Origin of the sequence: Streptomyces sp. NPDC021356 (assembly GCF_040641015.1) — a bacterium.
GTDB lineage: Bacteria > Actinomycetota > Actinomycetes > Streptomycetales > Streptomycetaceae > Streptomyces.
This window is the reverse complement of record NZ_JBFACU010000048.1, coordinates 15,185-41,201: the sequence shown is the minus strand read 5'-3', so window position 1 is coordinate 41,201 and position 26,017 is coordinate 15,185. Positions and strand designations below refer to the sequence as shown.

At 72.2% G+C, this 26,017-nt stretch carries 26 protein-coding genes and 1 pseudogene; 14 read left to right on the top strand and 13 right to left on the bottom strand.

Features of this window, described 5'->3' with window-relative positions; translation table 11 throughout:
* Positions 1 to 85 precede the first annotated feature (85 nt).
* Complete coding sequence (locus AB0G56_RS37905; protein ID WP_360979464.1) at positions 86 to 799, bottom strand: PH domain-containing protein; 714 nt, start codon at positions 797 to 799, stop codon at positions 86 to 88.
* 499 nt (positions 800 to 1,298) lie between these two features.
* Between AB0G56_RS37905 and deoC the strand changes: the two genes are divergently transcribed.
* The 3 genes from deoC to AB0G56_RS37890 are packed head-to-tail and all read left to right on the top strand — an operon-like array spanning position 1,299 to position 4,637.
* Entirely contained in the window at positions 1,299 to 2,258 is a 960-nt protein-coding gene (deoC, locus tag AB0G56_RS37900) for a deoxyribose-phosphate aldolase (protein WP_360979490.1), read from the top strand.
* 5 nt (positions 2,259 to 2,263) lie between these two features.
* Positions 2,264 to 3,700, top strand: a complete 1,437-nt coding sequence (locus tag AB0G56_RS37895) for an aldehyde dehydrogenase family protein (protein ID WP_360979461.1) — start codon at positions 2,264 to 2,266, stop codon at positions 3,698 to 3,700.
* Positions 3,693 to 4,637: an aldehyde dehydrogenase family protein gene (locus AB0G56_RS37890; RefSeq protein WP_360979458.1), complete on the top strand. Its 945-nt coding sequence runs from the start codon at positions 3,693 to 3,695 to the stop codon at positions 4,635 to 4,637. The genes AB0G56_RS37895 and AB0G56_RS37890 overlap by 8 nt, the downstream gene beginning before the upstream one ends.
* Positions 4,638 to 4,748: 111 nt before the next feature.
* Here the strand turns inward: AB0G56_RS37890 and AB0G56_RS37885 are convergent, their stop codons facing one another.
* Positions 4,749 to 5,162, bottom strand: coding sequence for a hypothetical protein (locus AB0G56_RS37885; RefSeq protein WP_360979455.1), 414 nt, complete (start codon positions 5,160 to 5,162; stop codon positions 4,749 to 4,751).
* 126 nt (positions 5,163 to 5,288) lie between these two features.
* Between AB0G56_RS37885 and AB0G56_RS37880 the strand changes: the two genes are divergently transcribed.
* On the top strand, positions 5,289 to 5,924 hold the full coding sequence (locus tag AB0G56_RS37880) for a uridine kinase (protein WP_360979452.1): 636 nt from the start codon (positions 5,289 to 5,291) through the stop codon (positions 5,922 to 5,924).
* A gap of 164 nt (positions 5,925 to 6,088) precedes the next feature.
* Here the strand turns inward: AB0G56_RS37880 and AB0G56_RS37875 are convergent, their stop codons facing one another.
* Positions 6,089 to 6,826, bottom strand: coding sequence for a SigE family RNA polymerase sigma factor (locus AB0G56_RS37875; protein WP_360979449.1), 738 nt, complete (start codon positions 6,824 to 6,826; stop codon positions 6,089 to 6,091).
* A 193-nt stretch (positions 6,827 to 7,019) separates the two neighbouring features.
* Between AB0G56_RS37875 and afsQ1 the strand changes: the two genes are divergently transcribed.
* The 5 genes from afsQ1 (at position 7,020) to AB0G56_RS37850 (ending at position 11,004) form a co-directional block, all read left to right on the top strand.
* The gene (afsQ1, locus tag AB0G56_RS37870; RefSeq protein WP_360979446.1) at positions 7,020 to 7,697 is read left to right on the top strand and encodes a two-component system response regulator AfsQ1; all 678 of its coding nucleotides are present in this window, start codon (positions 7,020 to 7,022) and stop codon (positions 7,695 to 7,697) included.
* On the top strand, positions 7,694 to 9,361 hold the full coding sequence (locus tag AB0G56_RS37865; protein ID WP_360979443.1) for a HAMP domain-containing sensor histidine kinase: 1,668 nt from the start codon (positions 7,694 to 7,696) through the stop codon (positions 9,359 to 9,361). The genes afsQ1 and AB0G56_RS37865 overlap by 4 nt, the downstream gene beginning before the upstream one ends.
* Complete coding sequence (locus AB0G56_RS37860; RefSeq protein ID WP_360979440.1) at positions 9,358 to 9,993, top strand: hypothetical protein; 636 nt, start codon at positions 9,358 to 9,360, stop codon at positions 9,991 to 9,993. Before AB0G56_RS37865 ends, AB0G56_RS37860 begins: the two co-directional genes overlap by 4 nt.
* A gap of 161 nt (positions 9,994 to 10,154) precedes the next feature.
* Positions 10,155 to 10,736 carry a VanZ family protein gene (locus AB0G56_RS37855; protein WP_360979437.1) on the top strand — a complete coding sequence of 194 codons (582 nt, stop codon included), beginning with the start codon at positions 10,155 to 10,157 and terminating at the stop codon, positions 10,734 to 10,736.
* A 64-nt stretch (positions 10,737 to 10,800) separates the two neighbouring features.
* A complete protein-coding gene (locus AB0G56_RS37850) occupies positions 10,801 to 11,004 on the top strand; it encodes a PspC domain-containing protein (RefSeq protein WP_360979434.1) in 204 nt (67 codons plus the stop codon).
* Between the two features lie 88 nt (positions 11,005 to 11,092).
* Here the strand turns inward: AB0G56_RS37850 and AB0G56_RS37845 are convergent, their stop codons facing one another.
* Positions 11,093 to 11,446, bottom strand: coding sequence for an ATP-binding protein (locus tag AB0G56_RS37845; RefSeq protein WP_360979431.1), 354 nt, complete (start codon positions 11,444 to 11,446; stop codon positions 11,093 to 11,095).
* Positions 11,447 to 11,583: 137 nt separating this feature from the next.
* A complete protein-coding gene (locus AB0G56_RS37840; RefSeq protein ID WP_360979428.1) occupies positions 11,584 to 12,768 on the bottom strand; it encodes an adenosine deaminase in 1,185 nt (394 codons plus the stop codon).
* A gap of 185 nt (positions 12,769 to 12,953) precedes the next feature.
* Here AB0G56_RS37840 and AB0G56_RS37835 point away from each other — a divergent pair, with 185 nt between their 5' ends.
* On the top strand, positions 12,954 to 13,712 hold the full coding sequence (locus tag AB0G56_RS37835; RefSeq protein WP_360979425.1) for an alpha/beta hydrolase: 759 nt from the start codon (positions 12,954 to 12,956) through the stop codon (positions 13,710 to 13,712).
* 55 nt (positions 13,713 to 13,767) lie between these two features.
* Here AB0G56_RS37835 and AB0G56_RS37830 read toward each other — a convergent pair whose 3' ends face one another.
* Positions 13,768 to 14,739 (bottom strand): LysR substrate-binding domain-containing protein, encoded by a 972-nt coding sequence (locus tag AB0G56_RS37830; RefSeq protein WP_360979422.1) that lies wholly within the window; start codon positions 14,737 to 14,739, stop codon positions 13,768 to 13,770.
* Positions 14,740 to 14,801: 62 nt separating this feature from the next.
* Between AB0G56_RS37830 and AB0G56_RS37825 the strand changes: the two genes are divergently transcribed.
* Both AB0G56_RS37825 and AB0G56_RS37820 read left to right on the top strand, forming a co-directional pair.
* On the top strand, positions 14,802 to 16,133 hold the full coding sequence (locus AB0G56_RS37825) for an MFS transporter (RefSeq protein WP_360979419.1): 1,332 nt from the start codon (positions 14,802 to 14,804) through the stop codon (positions 16,131 to 16,133).
* A 223-nt stretch (positions 16,134 to 16,356) separates the two neighbouring features.
* On the top strand, positions 16,357 to 17,373 hold the full coding sequence (locus AB0G56_RS37820) for a sigma-70 family RNA polymerase sigma factor (protein WP_360979416.1): 1,017 nt from the start codon (positions 16,357 to 16,359) through the stop codon (positions 17,371 to 17,373).
* Here AB0G56_RS37820 and AB0G56_RS37815 read toward each other — a convergent pair.
* Positions 17,257 to 17,610, bottom strand: a complete 354-nt coding sequence (locus AB0G56_RS37815) for an STAS domain-containing protein (protein WP_360979413.1) — start codon at positions 17,608 to 17,610, stop codon at positions 17,257 to 17,259. The two genes, AB0G56_RS37820 and AB0G56_RS37815, sit on opposite strands and share 117 nt — an antisense overlap.
* A gap of 112 nt (positions 17,611 to 17,722) precedes the next feature.
* On the opposite strand from AB0G56_RS37815, the gene AB0G56_RS37810 reads away from it, so the two are divergent.
* Together AB0G56_RS37810 and AB0G56_RS37805 are read left to right on the top strand one after the other, a co-directional pair.
* Positions 17,723 to 18,415, top strand: a complete 693-nt coding sequence (locus AB0G56_RS37810) for a hypothetical protein (protein WP_360979410.1) — start codon at positions 17,723 to 17,725, stop codon at positions 18,413 to 18,415.
* A 134-nt stretch (positions 18,416 to 18,549) separates the two neighbouring features.
* Complete coding sequence (locus tag AB0G56_RS37805; protein ID WP_360979407.1) at positions 18,550 to 19,470, top strand: AEC family transporter; 921 nt, start codon at positions 18,550 to 18,552, stop codon at positions 19,468 to 19,470.
* Positions 19,471 to 19,477: 7 nt separating this feature from the next.
* Here the strand turns inward: AB0G56_RS37805 and AB0G56_RS37800 are convergent.
* The 6 genes and pseudogenes from AB0G56_RS37800 to AB0G56_RS37775 form a co-directional block, all read right to left on the bottom strand.
* Positions 19,478 to 20,061: pseudogene (locus AB0G56_RS37800) on the bottom strand (Uma2 family endonuclease).
* A gap of 97 nt (positions 20,062 to 20,158) precedes the next feature.
* Positions 20,159 to 21,442 (bottom strand): thymidine phosphorylase, encoded by a 1,284-nt coding sequence (locus AB0G56_RS37795; protein ID WP_360979404.1) that lies wholly within the window; start codon positions 21,440 to 21,442, stop codon positions 20,159 to 20,161.
* Between the two features lie 88 nt (positions 21,443 to 21,530).
* A complete protein-coding gene (locus AB0G56_RS37790) occupies positions 21,531 to 21,935 on the bottom strand; it encodes a cytidine deaminase (RefSeq protein ID WP_360979401.1) in 405 nt (134 codons plus the stop codon).
* Complete coding sequence (locus AB0G56_RS37785) at positions 21,932 to 23,194, bottom strand: ABC transporter permease (protein ID WP_360979398.1); 1,263 nt, start codon at positions 23,192 to 23,194, stop codon at positions 21,932 to 21,934. Before AB0G56_RS37785 ends, AB0G56_RS37790 begins: the two co-directional genes overlap by 4 nt.
* On the bottom strand, positions 23,191 to 24,321 hold the full coding sequence (locus tag AB0G56_RS37780; RefSeq protein ID WP_360979395.1) for an ABC transporter permease: 1,131 nt from the start codon (positions 24,319 to 24,321) through the stop codon (positions 23,191 to 23,193). Before AB0G56_RS37780 ends, AB0G56_RS37785 begins: the two co-directional genes overlap by 4 nt.
* Positions 24,318 to 25,913 carry an ABC transporter ATP-binding protein gene (locus AB0G56_RS37775; RefSeq protein ID WP_360979487.1) on the bottom strand — a complete coding sequence of 532 codons (1,596 nt, stop codon included), beginning with the start codon at positions 25,911 to 25,913 and terminating at the stop codon, positions 24,318 to 24,320. Before AB0G56_RS37775 ends, AB0G56_RS37780 begins: the two co-directional genes overlap by 4 nt.
* Between the last annotated feature and the right edge of the window lie 104 nt (positions 25,914 to 26,017).

Sequence of the window (26,017 nt, the reverse complement as noted above, 5' to 3'; positions counted from 1 at the left end):
CCCCGGGGCCCACGCACACCCACCGAGCCTCAGGCCAGGGCCCCAGCAGCCCCGAGCGCGGCCTCGCCCCCAGAACCCCAGAGCCTCAGCCCACGGCGAGCAGGATCGCCAGGACCACCGCGCCCGCCAGCGCCGGCCCCGCGATCTCGTAGGCCCAGCGGACGCTCACCTCGCCCTGCGCGCTCTCGGCGTGCGCCCGGGCCTCCTGGAGTTCGCGCAGGTCGTTCATGAACTGGTCGCCCTCGGCCCGGATGGGCCCGCCGGCGGCCGCCCCGGCCCCGGATGCGCCCCCCGCGAGGCCGCCGACCCCGCCGACGTTCCCCCGGCCGAAGAGGCCTCCGCGTCCGGTCGCCCCGGGCTCGCCCGCCGCAGCGGCCCGCGTCTCCTGCCGCGCCGCCCGCTTGCGCGCCCGCATCGACACGGGCACCGCCCACAGCTGGTACTTGGCACCGGAGACGGCGACCACCTCGTTGGAGTAGCCGGACCGCAGGCCGGCGACCTGGCTCCAGGGCAGCACGATCACGCGGAAGGGGTTGCGGACGCGCAGCCGGTCGTCGTTGACGTACACGGCGGGCCGGAACGTGAAGGCGGTCACGAGCGGCACGGTGAGGATCATCCCGGCCAGCGCCAGCCACGGGACCCGCCCGCTGCCGGTGAACATCGCGTCGAAGCCCAGCCACAGGATGATGGCGAGCAGCAGGACGCCGCCCGCGATCGCGCCGGACGACCGGCGGACCCGGTCCTGGAACTCGGGGGCCGGCGGCTGCGGCGCGGGGGACTCGTGCTCGGGCGTCGTCATGGCCCCGATTCTGCCCGAAACCCGCACCCGCCCCTCCCCCGGTACCACCCCCCAGGACCACCCCACCCGAGCCGCCCCACCGGCCCCCGCACTCCGACCACCGAAGTCACCCCACCGAGCCGCCGGCTCCCCACGACCCGAGCCACCCCGCCACACCACCACCGAGCCACTGCACCGGGCCGCCACCGCACCCCACCACCCCAGCCACTCCCCACACACCACAAGGCCACCCCACTCCCACCACTGGGCCGCACGAGCCACCCTCCCCACCGGGCCGCCACGCCGCCCCCGCCACCGGAGCCACTCACTACCGGAACCGTCCACCACCGGACCCCCCACGGACCGGCCGGACCACCCACCACCCGGACGCACCCACCACCAGGCCCCCACAGCCCCCTCCTCCGCCCCCGGTGACCCGCCCCACACCCCCGGAGGCACCCCTTCCGTACCGCCGGGGGTGTACAGCCGCTACGCGCGTAGATATGCTCCTCTGGTGACCATGCCCACTACTGCACCCTCCGCGCGGCCGCTCTCCGACGTCACGGCGTCCGACAGCTCGCTGCGCCGCTTCCTGCACGGGCTGCCCGGCGTCGACGCGGTCGGCCTGGAGGCGCGCGCCGCCTCGCTCGGCACCCGTTCCATCAAGACCACCGCGAAGGCGTACGCCATCGACCTCGCCATCTCGATGGTCGACCTGACGACGCTGGAAGGCGCGGACACCCCGGGCAAGGTCCGGGCGCTCGGCGCCAAGGCGGTCCACCCCGACCCGACGGACCGTACGGCCCCCACCACGGCCGCGGTCTGCGTCTACCCGGACATGGTGGCCGCGGCGAAGGAGGCCGTCGCCGGTTCGGGCGTCAAGGTCGCCTCGGTGGCCACCGCCTTCCCCGCGGGCCGCGCCGCCCTCGACGTGAAGCTGGCCGACGTGCGCGAGGCCGTCGCCGCCGGCGCCGACGAGATCGACATGGTCATCGACCGCGGGGCGTTCCTCGCGGGCAGGTACCTGAAGGTGTTCGACGAGATCACCGCCGTGAAGGAGGCGTGCGGGACCGCCGCCCGCCTGAAGGTCATCTTCGAGACCGGCGAGCTGTCGACGTACGACAACATCCGCCGCGCCAGCTGGCTCGGCATGCTCGCCGGGGCGGACTTCATCAAGACCTCCACCGGAAAGGTCGCGGTCAACGCGACCCCCGCCAACACGCTCCTGATGCTGGAGGCCGTACGCGACTTCCGGGCGCAGACCGGCGTGCAGGTGGGCGTGAAACCGGCCGGCGGCATCCGCACCAGCAAGGACGCGATCAAGTTCCTCGTGCTGGTCAACGAGACCGCGGGCGAGGACTGGCTGGACAACCACTGGTTCCGCTTCGGCGCCTCCTCGCTTCTGAACGACCTGCTGATGCAGCGCCAGAAGCTGGCCACCGGCCGCTACTCCGGCCCCGACTACGTGACGGTGGACTGATCCCCATGGCATCCGCATTCGAGTACGCACCCGCGCCCGAGTCCCGCTCGGTCGTCGACATCGCCCCCTCCTACGGCCTGTTCATCGACGGCGAGTTCACGGAGGCGGCCGACGGCAAGGTCTTCAAGACGGTCAGCCCGTCCACCGAGGAGGTCCTCTCCGAGGTCGCCCAGGCGGGCGAGGCGGACGTCGACCGCGCGGTGCGGGCCGCCCGCAAGGCGTTTCGGAAGTGGTCGGCGCTGCCGGGCTCCGAGCGCGCGAAGTACCTGTTCCGCATCGCCCGGATCATCCAGGAGCGCAGCCGCGAGCTGGCCGTCCTGGAGACGCTGGACAACGGCAAGCCGATCAAGGAGACCCGCGACGCGGACCTCCCCCTGGTGGCCGCCCACTTCTTCTACTACGCGGGCTGGGCCGACAAACTCGACCACGCCGGGTTCGGCGCCGGCCCGAAGCCCCTCGGCGTGGCCGGTCAGGTCATCCCCTGGAACTTCCCCCTGCTGATGCTGGCGTGGAAGATCGCCCCGGCCCTGGCGACCGGCAACACAGTGGTCCTCAAGCCCGCCGAGACGACCCCCCTCTCCGCCCTCTTCTTCGCGGACGTCTGCCGCCAGGCGGGCCTGCCCAAGGGCGTCGTCAACATCCTGCCGGGCTACGGCGACGCGGGCGCCACGCTCGTCGCGCACCCGGACGTCGACAAGGTCGCCTTCACCGGCTCCACGGCCGTCGGCAAGGAGATCGCGCGGACGGTGGCGGGCACGGGCAAGAAGCTCACCCTGGAACTGGGCGGCAAGGGCGCCAACATCGTCTTCGACGACGCCCCCGTCGACCAGGCCGTCGAGGGCATCGTCACCGGCATCTTCTTCAACCAGGGGCAGGTGTGCTGCGCGGGCTCCCGCCTCCTCGTGCAGGAGTCGGTCCACGACGAGGTGCTGGACGCCCTCAAGCGGCGCCTGAGCACCCTCCGCCTGGGCGACCCGCTGGACAAGAACACGGACATCGGCGCGATCAACTCCGCCGAGCAGCTGGCCCGGATCACCGCGCTGGCCGACCGCGGCGAGGCGGAGGGCGCCGAGCGCTGGTCCCCGTCCTGCGAACTGCCCGCCTCCGGCTACTGGTTCGCGCCGACGCTGTTCACCGGTGTCACGCAGGCGCACACCATCGCCCGTGACGAGATCTTCGGCCCGGTGCTGTCCGTCCTCACCTTCCGCACGCCGGACGAGGCGGTCGCCAAGGCGAACAACACCCAGTACGGCCTGAGCGCGGGCATCTGGACCGAGAAGGGGTCGAGGATCCTCGCCGTCGCGAGCAAGCTCCGCGCGGGCGTGATCTGGTCCAACACGTTCAACAAGTTCGACCCGACGTCGCCGTTCGGCGGCTACAAGGAGTCGGGCTTCGGCCGCGAGGGCGGCCGCCACGGCCTGGAGGCGTACCTCGATGTCTGAGAAGACGGCGAAGACCGAGAAGATCGAGAAGTCGGAGAAGGCCGGGAAGACCGAATCGCGCCTCTCCGTCTTCAAGACCTACAAGCTGTACGTCGGCGGGAAGTTCCCGCGTTCCGAGAGCGGCCGGGTGTACGAGGTGAGCGACGCAGAGGGCAACTGGCTGGCGAACGTCCCGCTCGCCTCCCGCAAGGACGCCCGCGACGCGGTCGTGGCCGCCCGCAAGGCGTTCGGCGGCTGGTCGGGTGCGACCGCGTACAACCGCGGCCAGATCCTCTACCGCGTGGCCGAGATGCTGGAGGGCCGCCGCGAGCAGTTCGTGCGCGAGGTCGCCGACGCGGAGGGCCTTTCCGGGCCCAAGGCGGCGGCGGTCGTGGACGCCACGATCGACCGCTGGGTCTGGTACGCGGGCTGGACCGACAAGATCGCCCAGGTGATGGGCGGCACCAACCCGGTCGCGGGGCCGTTCTTCAACCTCTCCTCGCCCGAGCCGACCGGCGTCGTGGCCGTCCTGGCCCCGCAGGAGTCGTCGTTCCTGGGCCTGGTCTCGGTGATCGCCCCGGTGATCGCGACCGGCAACACGGCGGTGGTGATCGCCAGCGAGAAGTCCCCGCTCCCCGCCCTCTCCCTGGGCGAGGTGCTGGCCACCTCCGACCTCCCCGGCGGCGTGGTCAACGTCCTCTCCGGCCGTACGGCGGAGATCGCGGCGCCGCTCGCCGCCCACGGGGACGTCAACGCGATCGACCTCGCGGGCGCCGACGAGGCGCTGGCGAAGGAGCTGGAGATCGCGGCGGCGGACAACCTCAAGCGCGTCCTGCGTCCACAGCCTGTGGACAACTGGTCGGCGACGCCGGGCACCGACCGCATGACGGCGTTCCTGGAGACGAAGACGGTCTGGCACCCGACCGGGTCGCTGGGCGCCTCGGGTTCGTCGTACTGACGGCACCGGCGCTGCCGCGGCGACGGCCCGCGGCCACACGGACGAGAGCCGCGGCTTCCCTCCGTCCGGGGAAGCCGCGGCTCTCTCGCGCGGGCGGGGACGCTCAGGCGGTCAGCGCACCGCGCCGAGCGCCTGTCCCAGCAGCGGAACGCTCCCCAGCGACGGCGCCTGCGCCACCGGGTGGGTGAGCGTCTGCGAGGTCAGCGGCTTGAAGTCCGCGAGCTGGGTGCCGACGCCGTTGTCCAGCGGGTCGACGCCGGTGCCCGCCAGCGGGTTGGGCTTGAGACCGGCCACCGGACCGGTGACGTAGCCGACGATCCCCGTCATCGCCCGCAGGCCCGCCTGCGGGTCGACCTTGCCGACGGAGCCGGTCTGGTACTCGCCGCCCAGGATGGGGAGGCTCTCCGCCGCGGCGGTCGCCGCGCCCGCGCCCAGGGCGGCACCTGCGGCCGTCACGGCGATCAGGGCGCGCCGGACGGTGGGACGGGGAACGGACACGGACGCGTGTCGGGCCTGTCGGGCCATTTCGGTGCCGCCTTCTGATGCGCAGAGTAACGGGAACAGCGCACAGGGTAGTTGAGACGCGGGCCACGCACCAAAGCCGACCCGCGGGGTCGGCAGGAGAGCCACCATGCGTCAAACTGGTGTTCCGTGAGCCTTCATCCCCCGTCACCCGCCCGTGTCGTGCTGCTCTGCGGTCCCTCGGGCTCGGGCAAGTCCCTGGTCGCCGCCCGTTCCGGGCTGCCCGTGCTGCGCCTCGACGACTTCTACAAGGAGGGCGACGACCCCACGCTGCCGCTGGTGGCGGGGAGTTCGGACATCGACTGGGACCATCCCGGCTCGTGGGACGCCGACGTCGCCGTGGCGGCGATCACCCGGCTGTGCGCGACGGGCTCCACGGGCGTACCGGTGTACGACATCGGGCGCAGCGCCCGCACCGGCGAGGAGACGCTGCACATCGGGCGTACGCCGCTGTTCGTCGCGGAGGGGATCTTCGCGGCGGAGATCGTGGACCGCTGCCGTGAACTGGGCGTGCTGGCCGACGCGCTGTGCCTGACCCGGGGCGCGGTCACCACCTTCCGGCGGCGTTTCCTGCGGGATCTGAAGGAGGGCCGCAAGTCGGTGCCGTTCCTGCTGCGCCGTGGCTGGCGGCTGATGCGGGCCGAGCGGGCGATCGTGAGCCGCCAGGTCTCGCTGGGTGCCCATGCCTGCGGCCGGGACGAGGCGTTGGGCCGGCTGGCGGCAGCGGCGGCGGGCCGGCAGGGGAGGACGCGCACGGCGGCGTAGCGACGGCCCCGCGGCGGCGTCACCGCGCCGCGGCCGGGCGGGCGCAAGCGGAAGCGGGACTGGACGGACCCCCCGGCCCTCCAGCCCCGCTCCCCTGTGCTCCCCCGCTTCCCCGTGACTCCCCCCTGTTTCCCCCGTTTCCCCCAGACCTCCGGCGGTTCGGGTCAGGCGACCAGTTCGCCGAAGGACTCCTCGTGGTCACGGCCGAAGCTGAGGACCTCGTCCTCGCGCAGCCGGCGCAGCGAGCGCCAGATGCTGGACTTCACCGTGCCGACGCTGATGCCGAGGATGTCCGCGATCTCCGGGTCCGTGCGGCCCTCGTAGTAGCGCAGGACCAGCATGGTGCGCTGGAGTTCGGGCAGCCGGGCGAGTGCCTGCCACAGGACCGCGCGCAGCTCGGTGCCGCGCATCGCGTCCGTGTCGCCGGGCGTCTCCGGCAGTTCCTCGGTCGGGTACTCGTTGAGCTTGCGGCGCCGCCAGGCGCTGATGTGCAGGTTGGTCATGGTGCGGCGGAGGTATCCGCCGACGGCCGCCTTGTCACTGATCCGGTCCCACGCCCGGTAGGTCGAGAACAGCGCGCTCTGCAGCAGGTCCTCGGCCTCGAAGCGGTCGCCGGTGAGGTGGTAGGCGGTGGCGTACAGGGAGGCGCGGCGCTCCTGGACGTAGGCGGTGAACTCCGCCTCCGACGGGCTGCGGCGCTCCCCCGAGGCCTCCCCGTACGCGGCTCCCCCCTGCGTTTCCCCCGTGTGCGTGTCGACCACCGTCATGTACGCGGTGTGCTGACGTCCGGTGCCGCGGGCGCATCCCCGCGCTCCCGCCGCGCCGGACTTCTCCGGTCCGCGGGTCACGTCGTGCAGACGCGTGACCACTGCGCTGGTGCTGGTGCTGTGCAGCGTGTTCATCTCGCGCCCCCCGTCGGTGGACCTCTGGTCTTCGGATCATTCCTTGCCGGTGACGAAAAGCTTGCCCGGGGCACTTCATGACCGTGTCCGCCGACTGTCACAGACCTGTCACAGGGCCTCAAGTCGCCGATCCGTCCGCGGGGAGCCGTACGGGTGTCGAAACCCCGGCCCCGCATGGGCCAGAATGAGGCTCGTGCCTTCCCTGTTGCTGATCGAGGACGACGACGCCATCCGGACGGCCCTGGAGCTCTCACTGACGCGCCAGGGACACCGGGTGGCCACTGCTGCCAGTGGTGAGGACGGTCTGAAGCTGTTGCGCGAGCAGCGGCCGGACCTGATCGTGCTGGACGTGATGCTGCCCGGCATCGACGGGTTCGAGGTGTGCCGGCGCATCCGGCGCACGGACCAGTTGCCGATCATCCTGCTCACCGCGCGCACCGACGACATCGACGTGGTGGTGGGCCTGGAGTCCGGCGCCGACGACTACGTTGTCAAGCCCGTGCAGGGCCGCGTGCTGGACGCCCGGATCCGGGCGGTGCTGCGGCGCGGCGAGCGGGAGGCGAACGACGCGGCGGCCTTCGGCAGCCTGGTCATCGACCGCTCGGCGATGACGGTGACGAAGAACGGCGAGGACCTGCAGCTCACGCCGACCGAGCTGCGGCTGCTCCTGGAGCTGAGCCGGCGGCCCGGTCAGGCGCTGTCCCGGCAGCAGTTGCTGCGGCTGGTGTGGGAGCACGACTACCTCGGTGACTCGCGGCTCGTGGACGCCTGTGTGCAGCGGCTGCGGGCCAAGGTGGAGGACGTCCCGTCCTCGCCGACACTGATCCGGACCGTGCGCGGCGTCGGTTACCGCCTGGACGCGCCTCAGTGACGAAGGAGCAAGGGGGGTCCGCCGGCGGGGCCGCGGAACGCAAGGGAGTGCTGTCCCGGTGGCGGTTCACCAGTCTGCGGCTGCGGCTGGTCGTCGTCTTCGCGCTGGTGGCGCTGACGGCCGCCGTGTCGGCGTCCGGGATCGCGTACTGGCTCAACCGCGAGGCGGTGCTGACGCGCGCGCAGGACGCGGTGCTGCGTGACTTCCGGCAGGAGATGCAGAACCGTGCGGGCACGCTGCCGGTGCACCCCGGACAGGACCAGTTGCAGCGCACCGCCGGGCAGATGGCGGGCAGCAGCCAGCGGTTCAGCGTGCTGCTGGTGGGCCAGGACGCGAACGGACGTGCGGTGTACGCCAGTTCCGGCGGCCTGAGCGGGTTCGCGCTGGAGGACGTGCCGGAGTCGCTGCGGACCGCGGTGAACAAGGAGCAGTCGCTCTCCTCGGGGAACAAGTCGGCGTACCACCTGTACTGGCAGCGGGTGACCGAGCACGGCACGCCGTACCTGGTGGCCGGCACGAAGGTGATCGGGGGCGGTCCGACCGGTTACATGCTCAAGTCGCTGGAGCCGGAGGCCAAGGACCTCAACTCGCTGGCCTGGTCGCTGGGGATCGCGACCGCGCTGGCGCTGGTCGGGGCCGCGCTGCTCGCGCAGGCGGCGGCGACGACCGTGCTGAAGCCGGTGCACCGGCTGGGGGTGGCCGCGCGGCGGCTCGGCGAGGGGCGCCTCGACACCCGGCTGAGGGTGTCCGGCACGGACGAACTCGCCGATCTGTCACGGACGTTCAACAACGCGGCGGAGGCGCTGGAGAAACGGGTCGCGGACATGGCCGCACGGGACGAGGCGTCCCGGCGCTTCGTGGCGGACATGAGCCATGAGCTGCGGACGCCGCTGACCGCCATCACCGCCGTGACGGAGGTCCTTGAGGACGAGCTGGAGTTCGAGGGCGGCGGCATCGATCCCATGATCGAGCCGGCGGTACGGCTGGTGGTGAGCGAGACCCGGCGGCTGAACGACCTGGTCGAGAACCTGATGGAGGTCACCCGCTTCGACGCGGGCACCGCCCGGCTGGTGCTGGACGACGTCGACCTCGCCGACCAGATCACCGCGTGCATCGACGCGCGTGCCTGGCTGGACGCGGTGGAACTGGACGCGGAGCGCGGCCTGCACGCCCGGCTGGACCCGCGCCGCCTCGACGTCATCCTCGCCAACCTGATCGGCAACGCGCTCAAGCACGGCGGTTCGCCGGTGCGGGTGTCGGTGCGCGAGTCGGCCGGGGAGACGGCCCAGGACGCGGAGATCGTCATCCAGGTGCGCGACCACGGCCCCGGCATCCCCGAGGACGTCCTGCCGCACGTCTTCGACCGGTTCTACAAGGCGAGCGCCTCCCGGCCGCGGTCGGAGGGCAGCGGACTGGGTCTGTCCATCGCCCTGAACAACGCCCACATCCACGGCGGTGACATCACCGCGGCCAACTCGCCCGAGGGGGGCGCGGTGTTCACGCTGCGGCTGCCGCGGGACGCCTCCGCGCTCACCGAGGAGCCCGGCGAGGCCGCGGCGGGCGGCGGCGGGGCGCGGGACAACGGCAGTAACGGCAGTAACGGCACCAGCACGAACGGCACCGGGCCGGGCACGGCCGACGGTGCGAAGGGGGGTGCCCGGTGAGGGCGCGCGGGACCCGCGGACGCCGGGCGTCCGTCCACCGGCCGCTGCTGGCGCTGCCGGCTCTGGCCCTGCTGCTCGCCGGGTGCGGGATCCGGCCGACCGGGGTGCCCACGGACTTCGGCGGGGCGCCCTCCCGGGTGCCGTGCTCGCTGTCCCAGCCCGACCTGGCCACGCAGGCCTCGCGCGGGGTGCCGGTGCAGGCGTTCCTGCTGTGCGGCTCGTCGTTGGTCACGGTGGACCGCGTGGTGCGGGTGCCGGAGGGCACGGCGGACGCGCGACGGCGGGTGATCGTGGCCGGCGGCCTGCTGACCCAGCTCGCGGCACCGCCGTCGCCCAGCGAGAAGGCGGCCGGGTACACCACGCACGTCCCGGCCGGTCTGACCGTCTCCGGGCCGCGCCCGAAGGACCCCGAGGACAGCCTGCGGCTGAGCACCGCGCCGAGCGGCCTCGACCCGTACGCGCTCGCGCAGATCGTCTGCACCCTGTCCGACTCTGCGGCGGCCGAGGGCGACGGCTCGGTGGTCCTCGGCGGTCCCACCGGCCCCCACCTGCACCGCTACGACTGCACCGACGACCTCCGCTCCCACCCCGGCACGACGAAACCCCCGTCCACGGAGGTCACAGGGGCCTGAGGGCCGGGACGAACGCGGGCACGGAGTGGGGCGGGGCCGCCCCGCTCCGTGCCACGCCGGGCACGCCCCCGTTCCCGCGCCCCCGTGTGGCATGGGACTCATCGTGGGGTGTGCCGCATTTCGCCGGAACCGTTCGCGGCGGGGGGCGCGTCTAGGGGGGCGTGCAGCTTCAAGGCTCCATCGGCGGCAGCGCCGCGTTCCGCGTCCGCGTGACAGGGGGTGTCCTCCTCGTCGCCCATCTCTCGTTCGTCGCCTGGCTGATGCTGCGGCCGCTGGACGTTCCGTGGGTGATGCCCGCCAATCTGCGGCCGTTCGCCACCATCCGCGCCGACCTCGCGCTCGGCGGTGCCGAGGCGGCCCGGCGCATCGGTGAGGGGCTGGTGCTGCTGGCCCCCCTCGGAGTGCTGCTGCCGCTGGTGCACGGCAGGACCGATTCCTCGCCCGTGCCGTCCTGGGTCCGTACGACCGCCGCCGGCGCCCTGGTGTCGCTCGGCATCGCCCTCCTGCAGACCGGTGTGCCCGGCCGCGTGGTGGACGTCGACACCCTGCTCCTGAACACCCTCGGCGTGGCGCTCGCCCACGTCGTGCTGGTCCCCGCGGCGCGCGCCCGCCTCCGTCGCAGGGCGGAGCGGCAGGGCGGGCCGGCCGTACGACCGGAGGACGCCCCTCAGGGACGGACCCCGACGATTCCCAGGGTCGGGATCGCCCCTTGGAGCGACGCTTTGCCCCCTTCGTCTCCGTAGCGTGGTCGTCAGACGGGGCCGCCGACGGGGAGGCCCCGCACCGACAGCCCACGGAGGCACCGAGATGAGCGCCCTTTCCCGCCCCACCCACGGCCGCGTGATCGGCGGAGTGTGCGCCGCCCTGGCCCGCCGCTTCGGCACCTCCGCGACGACGATGCGCGTGATCTTCCTGCTCTCCTGCCTGCTGCCCGGCCCGCAGTTCCTGCTCTACATCGCGCTGTGGATCCTGCTGCCCGCCGAGGGCAAGGCGGCGCGCACGGCCTGGTAGCCGCAGCGCACGACGCCGCCGGGGCGCACCCTGAAGCAAGGGGTGCGCCCCGGCGACGTACCGGCACCACTGCCGACGCGGGTGCGGCTCAGCCCAGCGGCAGGCCGTTCACCGGCAGGCCGTGCGTGGGCAGGCCCTTCACGGGCAGCCCGCCGAGCAGACCGGCGACCGGGGCGGTCGGGCCGTGCTCCAGCATGCTCTGGGCCACCGGCTGGGCGGCGGCGAGGCCCGTCTCGACGGCCGGCTTGGCCTGGTTGAGCGCCTGACCGGCACCCGGGAGCGTCTTGGTGACGTTCTCCGTGGGGAGCGCCTTGCTGACGGTGCCGAGCGCCTGGCCGGCGTCCGGGGCGGCCGGCGCGGCGTTCGCGGCACCCGCGCCGGCCGCGGCGAACGCGGCACCGAGGGCGGCGACACCGAGGGTCTTGACGGCAGACTGCTTCATGAAAATGCGTCCTTGACTGGAAGACGGGGGACTGAGCGGTCCTCGACCGTAAACACGGCGAGTGCCGCACCGCAAACATCGAAATGCGGACGGGTTGTGAATCCCGTTCGTGGCACAGCCCCTCCGCATATGCGGGTTCAGCCCTCCAAGTCCGTAGAACCGCTGGTGGAAGCGGTCTGCGGGAACAGCCATTCGGATTTCAGGGCCGCATATCCGGGTTTGAGGACGTCATTGATCATCGCCAGTCGTTCATCGAAAGGAATGAACGCTGATTTCATCGCATTGACGGAGAACCACTGCATGTCGTCGAGCGTGTAACCGAATGCGTCGACAAGGTGCTCGAATTCCCGGCTCATGCTCGTACCGGACATGAGCCGGTTGTCCGTGTTGACCGTGGCGCGGAAGAACAGGCGCCGCAGCAGACCGATCGGGTGCTCCGCGTAGGAGGCGGCGGCGCCGGTCTGGAGGTTGGAACTGGGGCACAGTTCCAGCGGGACGCGCTTGTCCCGGACGTAGGCGGCCAGGCGTCCGAGCTCGACCGTGCCGTCCGCGCGGACGTGGATGTCGTCGATGATCCGCACCCCGTGTCCCAGCCGGTCGGCGCCGCACCACTGCAGTGCCTGCCAGATGGACGGCAACCCGAAGGCCTCACCGGCGTGGATGGTGAAGTGGTTGTTGGCCCGCTTCAGGAGCTCGAAGGCGTCCAGGTGCCGGGTGGGCGGGTAGCCGGCCTCGGCACCCGCGATGTCGAAGCCGACGACCCCCGCGTCCCGGTACCGGTCGGCGAGTTCGGCGATCTCCAGGGAGCGGGCGGCGTGCCGCATGGCGGTGAGCAGGGCGCCGACGCGGATGCGGCGCCCCTGCGCGAGCGCGGCCCCCTCCCCTTCCCGGAAGCCCTGGTCGACCGCCTCGACGACCTCCTGAAGGCTCAGCCCGCCCTCCAGGTGCTGCTCGGGGGCGTAGCGCACCTCGGCGTAGACGACACCGTCCGCGGCGAGGTCCTCGGCGCACTCGCGGGCGACCCGGACGAGCGCGTCGCGGGTCTGCATCACGCCGACCGTGTGCGAGAAGGTCTCCAGGTACCGCTCCAGGGAGCCGGAGTCGGCGGCCTCGCGGAACCACAGGCCGAGCTTCTCCGGGTCGCCCTCGGGCAGTCGGGAGTAGCCGCCGGCGCGGGCCAGTTCCACGACGGTCGCGGGACGCAGCCCGCCGTCGAGGTGGTCGTGCAGCAGAACCTTGGGCGCCCGGCGGATCTGGTCACGGCTCGGGACGCTCCCCCGGTGGGCAGGGGCACTCCCCGGCTGGGCAGGCTGGCTCGTCATTTCCGCACTGTAACGCCTACGCGCGTAGAGAGCGCGGTACTCGCGGCCGTGCGTGCGTGCGGTCGTACGGACCGTCGGGTGTACGCCACATGGGTGGCCGGTACGCGCCTGTGCGCCTTGGTCGATACGTAACGGTGACCGCACGGACGGGTCGCGTACACCGGGCCTTCTGACACTGTTCTGCCATGGCACAGCAAGCGACGCCGGTTCGCACGGCCCGGCTGGGGAGGACGCTCGGCCCGGAGCCGAGAGCGGTGAGCGGGGCGGTGCTGCTGCTCCCGGCGGGCCGGGAGGTGTCCGCGCGCGGGCCCTCCGCACTGGCCGCCGCCGCCGTGCGCACGCTCGGTCGCGGGCTGGCCCGCGCGGGCCGCGCCGAGGGCCTTGCCACCCACGTGGTGCGCTACCGCTACCGCGGCTGGAACGGCAGCGAGGCCCACCTCGCGCACGACGCGACCTGGGCCGTCGAGGAGACCGTACGGCGCTACGGAGACGTCCCCGTGTGCCTGGCCGGGCTCGACATGGGCGGCCGGGCGGCGCTGCACGCCGCCGGGCACGAGGCCGTCAACTCGGTGGTGGCGATCGCCCCCTGGCTGCCCGAGGACGACGTCGCCGCCTCGCCCGAACCGGTGAAGCAGCTCGCCGGCCGGCAGGTGCTGATCGTGCACGGCACGAACGACGAACGCACCGACCCCGAGCTGTCCTTCCGGTTCGCGGAGCGCGCGAAGAAGGCGAACCGTGACGTGTGCCGGTTCGAAGTCCACGCCGACGGACACGGGTTGCACCAGTACCGGGACGAAGTACGGGCGCTCACGGCGAACTTCGTGATGGGCGCGCTGTTCGGCCGGGTGCTGTCGCGACCGGTGCAGGACGCGCTGGCGGCACCGCCGCCGCTCGGGCTGCGGATGCCGCTCGCGGCGGGGTTCGGCAGGTCGCTGCGGCAGTGACCCTCCGGCAGGGCCTCCTCGCGGCGGCACACCGGGGCCTCGACGTCGTCCTGGGCTACGGCAGCAGCCTGCCCCGCCGGGAGAGCAGGAACTTCTTGAAGGCCGCCACCGGTGGCGTGTCCGGATGGCCCTCCAGCCAGGCGACACCGATCTCGCGCACCGCGCGCGGCGCCGTGACCGTCAGTTCGGCCACTCCCGGCCGGGGGACGGCCGGCGGCGGCAGGAGGGCGACCCCGAGCCCGGCCGCCACCAGGCCCCGCAGGGTCTCCGTCTCCTCCCCCTCGAAGGCGATCCGCGGGGTGAAACCCGCCTCCCGGCACAGCGCGTCGGCGATCCGGCGCATGCCGTAGCCGGGCTCCAGGGTCACGAAGGTCTCCTCGGCGGCCTCGGCCAGCCGGACGCGGCGCCGCGCGGCGAGCCGGTGGTCCGCGGGGACGACCAGCCGCAGCTTCTGCTCGTCCAGGCGCCGGGCGACGAGGTCGGGGGCGTCGGGGACCGGTGAGGTGAGGCAGAGGTCGAGTTCGCCCGCGCGCAGCCGCTCCAGCATGGCCTCGCCGTAGTTCTGCACCAGGCTGAATCGGACGCGGGGATGGTCGGCGCGGAAGGCCTGGAGCAGGCCGGGCACGGTCTCGGCGCCCATGGTGTGCAGGAAGCCGAAGGCGACCTTGCCGGTGGCCGGGTCGGCGTCGGCGCGCACCTCCTCGGCGGCGCGCCTGACCTCGGCGAGGGCGCGTTCGACGGAGCCGAGGAAGGTGCGCCCGGCGGGCGTGAGGGACACCGTACGGCCGCGCCTGGCGAACAGGTCGACGCCGAGGTCCTGCTCCAGGCGGACCATGGCCCGGGACAGGGTGGACTGCGGGACCCGCATCTCCTGCGCGGCGCGGGTCACGTGCTCGGTGCGGGCGACACCGGCGAAGTACGCGAGCCGGGGCGCGAGCAGCCGCGTGACCTCCTCGCCGCTCCTCGCCATGACTTCTGTGTCACCGGACGGTGACACGCGTCGCTGTGACCTCTGCTGATGCACCATAGGAACGATTATGGCGAGTCCATGCATTGGACGGATGAACGCGGGCTTCCTACCGTCGAAGCATGTCTCCCGCCGATACCGGGGCGTCCACCGTCGTGGGCGCCGCGTCCGCCGCCCCCACCGCCTCTTCCGCCGCCCCTCCTGACGCGTTTGCCGCTTCCCCTGCCGCCGACTCCCGGATGGCGCCGGGCGGCCCCGGCTACCGCCGGATGAGCCTCGCCCTCTTCCTCGCCGGGGTCGCCACCTTCGCGCTGCTGTACTCCACGCAGGCACTGCTCCCGCTGATCTCCGGCGAGTTCGGGGTGGCGGCGAGCGAGGCGAGCTGGACGGTGGCGGCGGCGACCGGGGGCCTCGCGCTCTTCGTCCTGCCGATGAGCGCGCTGTCGGAGCGTTTCGGGCGGCGTACGGTGATGACGGCGTCGCTGGCGGTCGCGGTGGCCGTCGGTCTGCTGGTGCCCTTCGCCCCGTCGCTGGGCGCGCTGGTGGCGCTGCGGGCGCTGCAGGGCGCCGCGCTCGCCGGGCTGCCGGCCTCGGCGCAGGCGTACCTGGCCGAAGAGGTCCGCCCCAAGGCGCTGGTCACGGCGATCGGCCTGTTCGTGGCGGGCAACAGCGTGGGCGGGATGAGCGGCCGGGTCATCACCGGCTGGGTCGCCCAGGAGTGGGGCTGGCGGGTCGCCGTCGGCATCGTCGGCCTGATCGCGGTGGCGTGCGCGGTGGCCTTCCGCGTGCTGCTGCCGGCGCCGCGCCACTTCACGCCTGGCTCGCTGCGCCCGCGCGTGCTGGCCGGCACGGTCCGCGACCACCTGGCCAACCCGCTGCTGCGCCGTCTCTACGCGATCGGCGCGCTGTTCATGACGGTGTTCGGCGGGGTCTACACGGTGATCGGGTACCGCCTGACCGAGGCGCCGTTCTCCCTCCCGCAGGGCATCATCGGGTCGATCTTCCTGGTGTACCTGGTGGGCACGGTGTCGGCGTCGACGGCCGGCCGCCTGGTGGGCCGGGTGGGCCGCCGGGGCGCGCTGTACCTGGCGGGCGGCACCACGGCGGCGGGGCTGCTGGTGTCCCTGCTGGGCTCCGTCGTCCTCGTCCTGCTGGGCCTGGTGCTGATCACGGCGGGCTTCTTCGCCGGTCACGCGGTCGCCTCCTCGGCGGTCAGCAGGACCGCCGCCCACGGCCGCGCGCAGGCCTCCGCCCTCTACCAGTCCGCGTACTACATCGGCTCCAGCGTCGGCAGCACGGTCGGCGCGACGGCCTTCCACGCCCAGGGCTGGGGCGGGACCGTCGGGGTGGGTCTCCTCGCGGTCGCGGGCGTCGTGACGATCACGGTGCTCGGCTCGCGGGCGGCCCGGCGCGCGGGAGCGCGGGACGGGCGCACGGAGCCGGCGGCGGCGTAGACGACCGCGAGGGCAACGGCGGTCGCCGCGGACGCGATGGCGGTCGCGGCGGACGCGATGGTCGCGACAGACACGGCGGACGCGATCGTCGAGAGTGCGGCCATCCTTTGGCCTGCTGTTCTTCCGGTCCGGGGGCCGTTGTCAGTGGGCTGCGGTAGCTTCCGAAGTGCTGGGTGCGAGGACGCACCCCGGACGTGACGGCCACAGGGGTGGGTGGACGACGATGGGCAACGGCGCGGCGGCGACGGCGGACCTCGACATGCAGCTGGAGAAGTACCGGGTCGAGCTGACCGGTTACTGCTACCGCATGCTCGGTTCGTCCTTCGAGGCGGAGGACGCGGTCCAGGACACGATGGTGCGCGCCTGGCGCAGCCACGACCGCTTCGAGGGCCGTTCGAGCCTGCGCTCCTGGCTGTACCGGATCGCGACCAACGTGTGCCTGGACATGCTGTCGGCGGGCAACAAGCGGGCCAGGCCGATGGACCTGACCGAGTCGACGCCCCTGGCCCGGGCCGCCCTGGCGCCGCGCCCCGACAACACGTGGCTGGAGCCGATGCCGGACGGCCGAGTGCTGCCCGCCGTCGAGGACCCGGCGGAGGCGGCGGTCGCCAAGGAGTCCGTGCGGCTCGCCTTCATGGCCGTGCTCCAGCAGCTCCCGCCCAAGCAGCGCGCGGTGCTGATCCTGCGCGAGGTGCTGGCCTGGAAGGCGAGCGAGGTCGCCGAGCTGCTGGGCACGACGGTCGCCTCGGTCAACAGCGCCCTGCAACGGGCCCGCGCCACGCTCGCCGAGCGCGACGACGCCGGTGCCCGCGCCGCCGTGTCCGACCCGCTGGACGAGCAGCAGCAGAAGCTCCTGGAGCGCTACGTGAAGGCGTTCGAGGGGTACGACATGACGGCGCTGACCGCGCTGCTGCACGAGGACGCGATCATGACGATGCCGCCGTTCGACCTGTGGCTGACGGGTTCGGCGGACATCACCGGCTTCATGACGACGATGGGCGCGGCCTGCGCGAACTCGCGGCTGGTGCCGGTCGAGGCCAACGGCCTGCCCGCGTTCGCGCAGTACAAGCCGGACCCGGACAAGGGCGGCTACGCCCCCTGGGCCGTGCAGGTGCTGGAGATCTCAGCGGGCCGGATCGCCGGGTTCCACTGCTTCCTGGACACCCAGCGGTGGTTCCCGCTCTTCGGGCTCCCGCTCCACCTCGAAGGCGAGGCCGACCAGGTTCAGCAGGGCGTGTAGCGCGGGGTCGGGGTCGCGCAGGCGGATTCGTCCGCCGGCCCGCCGGGCGGTGAGCTGGAGCCGCGCCAGCAGGTCGACGGCCGCGAGGCCGGGCGGCCCCAGCCCGCCGACATCACAGACGACGACCGGGGGCGGTCCGGCTTCGAGCAGCGACCGCACGTCGGCGCAGAGCCCGGCCACCTCGTCACGCGTGACGGGGCCGGGCAGCACGAGCACGGCGGGTGTCCTGGCATCCATGTGCGGTAGACCGGCGGCCCCACCGGAACTCATCGCCCGCGCGAAGAGTGAGTACGCGCTTTGAGTACGCGCGCTCAGGCCGGGGCCCGCCGTCGGCAGCAGCATGTTGCGCATGAGACAAGGTCCGTCCTCCCCACCCGCACACCACCCGCGACCGACCGGGCTCGGTCACAAGGGCCGCAAGGGCCGCAGGCTCCGGGTGACGTTCGCCGCAGCCCTCACCGTGGCCGCCGCCCTGTCACTGGGAGCGGGCGTGACGGCGCGGCAGTGGTGGGACGGGGAGTCGTACCCGGTCGCCGACCCGTCCGTCACCGCCGACCGGCTGGACGCCCGTACCCGCGAGGTCTATACGGCCCTCGGCCTGCCGGAGGCCGCACTGGACGACCAGTGGCTGCGCCAGGGCCGCAGGACGGGGGCCGACTGTCCGTACACCGGCCTGAGCCACCTGGCGGACCAGCTGAAGGACACGCCTGCGAGCGTGCCCGGTGTGATCACCGTCAGCAGCGAGTGGGCGCTGAAGGACGTCACGCACGGCGCGGGACAGGCGGCGCTGCGGCGGGCCCGTACGGAACTGCGGCGGCAGGACTGGAAGGTCACCGCGTCGACGGCGGTCAACGGGGACGTCTCTCTGCTGGCGACTCCGCCCGGCAGTGACGCGAACGTGTATGTCCGCACCTACCCCCACGACCGCCTCGCCGTCTCCGCGTCCTCGGGCTGCGCCCGCGTTCCGGAGGGAAGGTCGGTCGGCGAGCGGGGAGAACTCGACCTCCCGCCCCAGCGGCTGCCGGACGGGCTCCGCCGCTGATCCGCCCGGCCCCGGCGGAGATCACATTGACCCGCTCCCCCGCCGCCGCGGAGGGTGGGCGGCATGCGCCGACGATCAGCACCGCCCGTACCGCCCCGGACACTTGACGGCCGCCCGTGCGCCGAGGGGGCCGCGTGCGCGGGGTGCTGACCGGGTTCGCGGTCATCGCGGTCGTCATCGGCGTCGGGTACGTGCTCGGCCGGCGCGGTTCGCTCGGCGACCAGGGCCGCGAGGTGCTGACCCGGCTGGCCTTCCAGGTGGCCACCCCGGCACTGCTGTTCACGACACTCGCCCGGGCCGACCTGTCGGTGGTGTTCTCCAGCCGGCTCCTCGTGACGGCGATGAGCACGGTGGCGGCGGCGGGCGTCTTCACGGCGGTCGGCGTCGTACGGCGCTGGGGGGTGGGCCGCACCACGATCGGCGCGCTGTGCTCCAGTTACGTCAACTCCGGCAACCTCGGCATCCCCATCGCCGCGTACGTCCTCGGCGACGCCTCGCTGGTCGCGCCGGTCCTGCTGTTCCAGCAGATCGTCGTCACACCGGTCGCGCTGACGGTGCTCGACCTGTCCGGCGCGGGCGAGAAGGGCCCGCTGTGGCGGCGGTTGCTCACGCCGCTGCGCAATCCGATCGCGGTGGGCGCACTGAGCGGTGTGGCGGTCTCCGCGAGCGGTGTGCGCGTCCCCGGCCCGGTTCTGGAGCCGCTGACCCTGATCGCGGGCATGTCCGTCCCGGCCGTCCTGCTGGCCTTCGGCATCGCCCTGCGCGGCAGCGCGGCCCCGGGTCGGGGGCGGGACCGTCATCCGGTGCTGCTTTCGGTGGCGCTGAAGTCAGTGGGCCAGCCGGTGGCCGCCTGGGCCCTGGCGGCGGGCGTCTTCGGCCTGCACGGCGCGGCCCTGCTGGACGTGGTGGTGACCTCGGCCCTGCCCGCCGCCCAGAACCTGTTCACGTACGCGAGCCGCTACCAGGTGGGCGAGACCCTGGCCCGCGAGTCGATCCTGCTGTCGACCGTCCTGGCGGTGCCTGTACTGGTGGGGGTGGCGGCGGTGTTGGGATGAGGGGACGTCAGTCGACCGGGAATTCGCTGGTGTCGAGGACGAGGCCGAAGGGGGAGGGGAGCTCGACCGGCTCACCGAACTTGGCGGTGACCAGGGGGCGGTAGAGGTCGCCCTTGGGTTCTCCGTAGAGCGTGGTGGTCGGGCCGTCGGGGGCCAGCGGTCGACGAGGAGGTAGAGCGGGACGCCCGCGGTGGCGTAGGCGGCGGGCTTGCTGATGCGGTCGTGGCGGGCGTTCGACTTGGACGTCACCTCCACGACGAGTTCCGCCACGGCAGCGGCAACATGGGTGTCCATCTCCCTGCACTCCAGCACCGGAGCCACCACCAGATCCGGGATGAGCATGCCCAACCGCGACGGCACGGCGACGGCCAGCGTCTGGTAGACCCCCCAGTCATCGGGGATCACGGAGTAGAGGCGACGGTGGATCCGCTCCGCGATCACGTTGTGGCGGGGTGCGGGAGCGGGTGACACGGTGATGATCCCCTCGATGATCTCCACCTTGCTGCCCTCGGGCCATTCCATCTCCTCCCAGAACCGGACGAGGTCGTCCCAGCTCTGGTCGGGGTCCTGGCTCACGGTGAGTGCGCTCATGGCGGTTTCTCCTATCGCTGCGTCACCGGTCCCAGCATGCCGAACGGGACCGGCGGAGGTCCACCGGTCCCGTTCACCCAGACGGGGAAACCCCAGGTCAGGCGATACGTTCCAGCACCACCGGGGAAGCGGTGAAGTCCGTGCCGGACGGGGCGATGTCGTACGAGCCCTCCGTCGCCTGGAGCGCGTACGCGAAGCGTTCGGGGGTGTCCGTGTGCAAGGTCAGCAGGGGCTGGCCCGCGGTGACCGTGTCGCCGGGCTTGGCGTGCAGTTCCACGCCCGCCGCCGCCTGCACCGGGTCCTCCTTGCGGGCGCGGCCCGCGCCGAGGCGCCAGGCGGCGACGCCGATGTCGTAGGCGTCCAGGCGGGTGAGGACGCCGGAGGTGGCGGCCGTGATCACGTGCTGCTCCTTCGAGGTGGGCAGCGGCGCGTCCGGGTCGCCGCCCTGCGCGGCGATCATGCGGCGCCAGACGTCCATCGCGGAGCCGTCCGCCAGCGCCTTGGCCGGGTCGGCGTCCTTCAGGCCGGCCGCGTCCAGCATCTCCCGGGCGAGCGCGAGGGTCAGTTCGACGACGTCCGCCGGGCCGCCGCCCGCCAGCACCTCCACCGACTCGCGGATCTCCAGCGCGTTGCCCGCCGTGAGGCCGAGCGGGGTCGACATGTCCGTCAGCAGCGCGACCGTCCGCACGCCGTGGTCGGTACCGAGGCCGACCATGGTGGACGCCAGTTCCCGCGCGTTCTCGATCGTCTTCATGAAGGCGCCGGAGCCGACCTTGACGTCCAGGACCAGCGAGCCGGTGCCCTCGGCGATCTTCTTCGACATGATGGAGGAGGCGATCAGCGGGATCGCCTCGACGGTGCCGGTCACGTCCCGCAGGGCGTAGAGCTTCTTGTCGGCGGGTGCGAGGCCGTCACCGGCCGCGCAGATCACGGCGCCGACGCCGTCCAGCACGGACAGCATCTCCTCGTTGGACAGCAGGGCGCGCCAGCCGGGGATCGACTCCAGCTTGTCCAGGGTGCCGCCGGTGTGGCCGAGGCCGCGGCCGGACAGCTGCGGGACGGCCGCGCCGCAGGCGGCGACCAGCGGGGCCAGCGGCAGGGTGATCTTGTCGCCGACGCCGCCGGTGGAGTGCTTGTCGGCAGTGGGACGGGACAGCGAGGAGAAGTCCATGCGCTCGCCGGAGGCGATCATCGCGGCGGTCCAGCGGGCGATCTCCCTGCGGTCCATGCCGTTGAGCAGGATGGCCATGGCGAGCGCGGACATCTGCTCGTCGGCGACCTCCCCGCGGGTGTACGCGTCGATGACCCAGTCGATCTGCTCGTCGCTGAGTGCGCCGCGGTCCCGCTTGGTACGGATGACGGAGATGGCGTCCATGGCCATGGCGTTCGTTTCCTTCCAGGGTGCGAAGGGTGTTCCCGGGGGTGCGGCCCCTGCGTGCCACGGAGGGCGCGGAGGGACCGCACGGGACTTACTTGACGAGATGGTCCGGCCCGAAGGCCTGCGGGAGCATCTCGGACAGCGGCAGGATGCCCGCCGGGGTCTCCAGCAGCAGGTCCGGCCCGCCGAACTCGTACAGCAGCTGCCGGCAGCGCCCGCACGGCACGAGGATGTCGCCGTTGCCGTCCACGCAGGTGAAGTGGGTCAGCCGGCCACCGCCGCTGTTCTGGAGCTGCGAGACGAGACCGCACTCGGCGCACAGGCCGATCCCGTAGGAGGCGTTCTCGACGTTGCAGCCGGTGACGGTACGCCCGTCGTCGACCAGGGCGGCGACCCCGACCGGGTAGCCCGAGTAGGGGGCGTAGGCCCGGCTCATCGCCGCCCGCGCCTCCTCGCGCAGACCCGCCCAGTCGACGGTCGTCGCGTCCTGTGTCACTTGCCTTGTCCCTTCCGGTACGGCAGTCCGTCCGCCTTCGGCATCCGCAGGTGCTGCGCGGACAGCGACAGCACCAGCAGGGTGACGATGTACGGGGTGGCGGTCACGACCTGCTTGGGCACATCGTCCGTACCCACGTACCAGACGAACATCAGCGCCGAGATCACGGCGGTGATGACGGCCGGAACGAGCTTCTTCTTCCACACCAGGTACGCCACACCGAACACCAGCAGGATCGCCAGCAGCAGGATCAGCGCGTGGACGTTGCTGGTGCCGCCGCGCAGGTTCAGGCTGTCGGTGTAACCGAACAGACCGGCGCCGAGGGCGAGGCCGCCCGGCATCCAGTTGCCGAAGATCATGGCCGCGAGGCCGATGTAGCCGCGGCCCGCGGTCTGCCCGTCGAGGTAGACGTTCGAGGCGACGATGGACAGGAAGGCACCGCCCAGGCCGGCGAAGCCGCCGGAGATGATCACGGCCAGGTACTTGTACTTGTAGACGTTGACACCGAGGGACTCGGCGGCCACCGGGTTCTCGCCGCAGGAGCGCAGCCGCAGCCCGAAGGCGGTGCGCCAGAGCACCCACCAGGAGACGGGTACGAGGGCCACGGCGATGACGGTGAGCGGCGACAGGTCGGTGATCAGGCCGCCGACCAGGCCGGCCAGGTCGGAGACCAGGAACCAGTGCTTCTCGTTGAGCGTGTCCAGCCAGTGCGACAGGCCGGGAATGGAGAAGGTGCCCAGCGAGTCGATCGGCGGGGACTGCTTGGAGGAGCCCTGCGGGACGCCCTCGAAGGTGAACTTCGACAGGTAGCGGGTGGTGCCGAGGGCCAGGATGTTGATGGCCACACCGGAGACGATGTGGTTGACGTTGAACGTCACCGTGGCGACCGCGTGCAGGATCGCGCCGAGGCAGCCGCCGATGATGCCGAACAGGACACCGGTCCACGGTCCCCACTGGTAGCCGGCCCAGGCGCCGAACCAGGTACCGAGGATCATCATGCCTTCGAGGCCGATGTTGACGACGCCCGCCCGCTCGGCCCACAGACCGCCGAGTCCGGCGAGGCCGATCGGGACGGCCAGGCGCAGCGCGGTGGACATCTGCCCGGTGGAGGTGATGCCGTCCGCGCCGGTGATCAGGCGGACGACGGAGGTCAGGACCAGTACGCCCGCGATGATCAGCAGGAGCACCGGGAGGGAGAACCGGCGGCTGCCCTTGCCGGGCTGCTTCGCCTGCGGCTTGGCGATGGTCGCAGTGGTCATCGGGCCGCCACCTCCTTCTTCTCGGAGTTGTTCTGGGCGGCGGCCGCGGCGAGTTCCAGGCCGACCTGCTTCTGCTGGCGGCGCAGGCCCCACTGGCGTACGGCCTCGTAGGAGATGACGACCGCGAAGACGATCAGGCCCTGCATGATCGTGGCGATCTCCTTCTCGTACGCCACGGGGGTGGCGTAGTCGAGGGCGGGGGACGCCTTGTCGAGGAAGGCGACAAGCAGGGCGGCGAAGGCGATGCCGACCGGGTTGTTGCGGCCGAGCAGGGCGATGGTGATGCCGGTGAAGCCGAGTCCCGTGGGGAAGCTCAGGCTGTAGGTGTGTGCGTCGCCGAGCAGCAGCGGCAGGCCTGACAGGCCCGCGACCGCGCCGGAGATCAGCATGGCGGTGAGGACCATCTTCTTGGCGTCGACGCCGGATGCCGCGGCGGCGGACTCGGACTCGCCGGTGGCGCGCAGGTCGAAGCCGAAGCGGGTGCGGTTGAGGACGACCCAGTAGACGACGCCCATGACGATGGCGAGGAAGACCAGGCCGTAGATCTCGCCGACGTCGGAGCCGAGGTCGATGCCGGGGACCCAGCCGGAGTTCTTCATGACGCCGGTCGTGGAGTTGTTGCCGACCTGCACGCCCCAGACGCTGTTCAGGGTGAGGTAGCCGATGACGCTGGTGGCGATGGAGTTGAGCATGATCGTCGCCACGACCTCGCTCACGCCGCGGGTGACCTTCAGGATGCCCGCGATGCCGGCCCAGAAGGCGCCCGTGAGCATGCCCACGATGAGCAGGACGGGGATCTGCAGGAAGGACGGCAGGGCGAGGTGGGCGCCGACCACGGCGGTCATCATCGCGGCGAGCCGGTACTGGCCGTCGACACCGATGTTGAACAGGTTCATGCGGAAGCCGACGGCGACCGCGAGCGCGGCCAGGTAGTACATCGACGCCTGGTTCAGGATCAGTACCTGGACGTCGGAGTACCCGGCCTGCTGGAGCATCAGCGTGTACGGCTCGATCGGGTTCTTGCCCGAGGCGATCAGTACGACCGAGGTCAGCACGATCGCCGCGACGAGCGCGATGACCGGGCCGGCCACCGCGAGGAGCACCCGCTCCTTGTCGAACTTCTTCATCGGGCCTCGTCCTCCGGACCGGCGTCGTCGTCGGTGGTCTCTGCGGGTTCCAGGTGGCCTGCGGCGGCGCCCGTCATGGCCGAGCCGAGTTCCTCCGGGGTGATGGTGGACGGATCGGCGTCGGCGACGAACCTGCCGTTGTAGATCACCCGCAGGGTGTCGGACAGGCCGATCAGCTCGTCCAGGTCGGCGGAGATCAGGAGCACGGCCAGGCCCTCGCGGCGGGCCTCGCGGATCTGGTCCCAGATCTGCGCCTGGGCTCCCACGTCCACGCCTCGGGTGGGGTGGGCGGCGATGAGGAACTTCGGGTTGTGGCTCATCTCACGGCCGACGATCAGCTTCTGCTGGTTGCCGCCGGACAGGGAGGCCGCGGTGACGTCGATCCCGGGGGTGCGGACGTCGTACTCCTCGACGATCCGGCGGGTGTCGGCCTGGGCGCCCTTGGGGTCGAGCCAGAAGCCCTTGGCGTTGGGGCGCTCGGTGACGTGCCCGAGGATGCGGTTCTCCCACAGCGGGGCTTCCAGGAGCAGGCCGTGGCGGTGGCGGTCCTCGGGGATGTAGCCGACGCCGGACTCCCGGCGCCTGCGGGTGGGCCAGGGGGTGATGTTCTCGCCGAGGAGGGAGATCGTGCCGGAGTCGGCGTGCTGGAGGCCGACGAGGGCCTCGATCAGCTCGGTCTGACCGTTGCCCTCCACACCCGCGAGGCCGAGGACCTCACCGGCGTGGATGGTGAAGGTGATGTCGTCCAGGACGGGACGGCCGCCCTCGGCCTCCAGGCGCAGCTTGTCGACGGTGAGCACGGGACGGTCGGTGACCGTCGACTCGGCTGTCTCCGGCGTCGGCAGTTCGCTGCCCACCATCATCTCGGCGAGCTGGCGCGGGGTGGTCTCGGCGGGGACGGCGGTGCCGACCGTGGTGCCGCGCCGGATGACCGTGATGTCGTCGGCGGCCGAGAGGACCTCGCCCAGCTTGTGGGAGATGAAGATGACGGACAGGCCCTCGGACTTCAGCTCGCGCAGGTTGTCGAAGAGAGCGTCGACCTCCTGCGGGACGAGCACGGCGGTCGGCTCGTCGAGGATGAGGGTCCTCGCGCCGCGGTAGAGGACCTTGAGGATCTCCACCCGCTGGCGGTCGGCGACGCCGAGGTTCTCGACGAGGGCGTCGGGGCGCACTCCGAGGCCGTAGCGGTCGGATATCTCCTTGATCTTCTTGCGCGCGGCGCCGCCGATGCCGTGCAGCTTCTCGCTGCCGAGGACCACGTTCTCCAGGACGGTCAGGTTGTCGGCCAGCATGAAGTGCTGGTGGACCATGCCGATGCCGCGGGCGATGGCGTCGGCGGGGCTGTTGAAGCTCACCTGCTCGCCGTCGACGGTGATGGTGCCCTCGTCCGGCTTCTGCATGCCGTAGAGGATCTTCATCAGGGTCGACTTGCCGGCGCCGTTCTCGCCGACGAGGGCATGGACGGTGCCCTTGCGGACCGTCAGGCGGATGTCGTGGTTGGCGACGACTCCGGGGAATCGCTTCGTGATGCCCGCGAGCTCGACCGCGGCTGTCGACTGAGCGGTGAGCGGAGGGCTGCTGGACGCGTCGATGGCGCACTCTCCTCAGGAAAGGGGCCGCTCTACGCGCGTAGCGCCCCTGCTTTAAATAGTGCTCGGGACTGATCGAATTCGTTTCACTTCCGATCCGTGCCGAG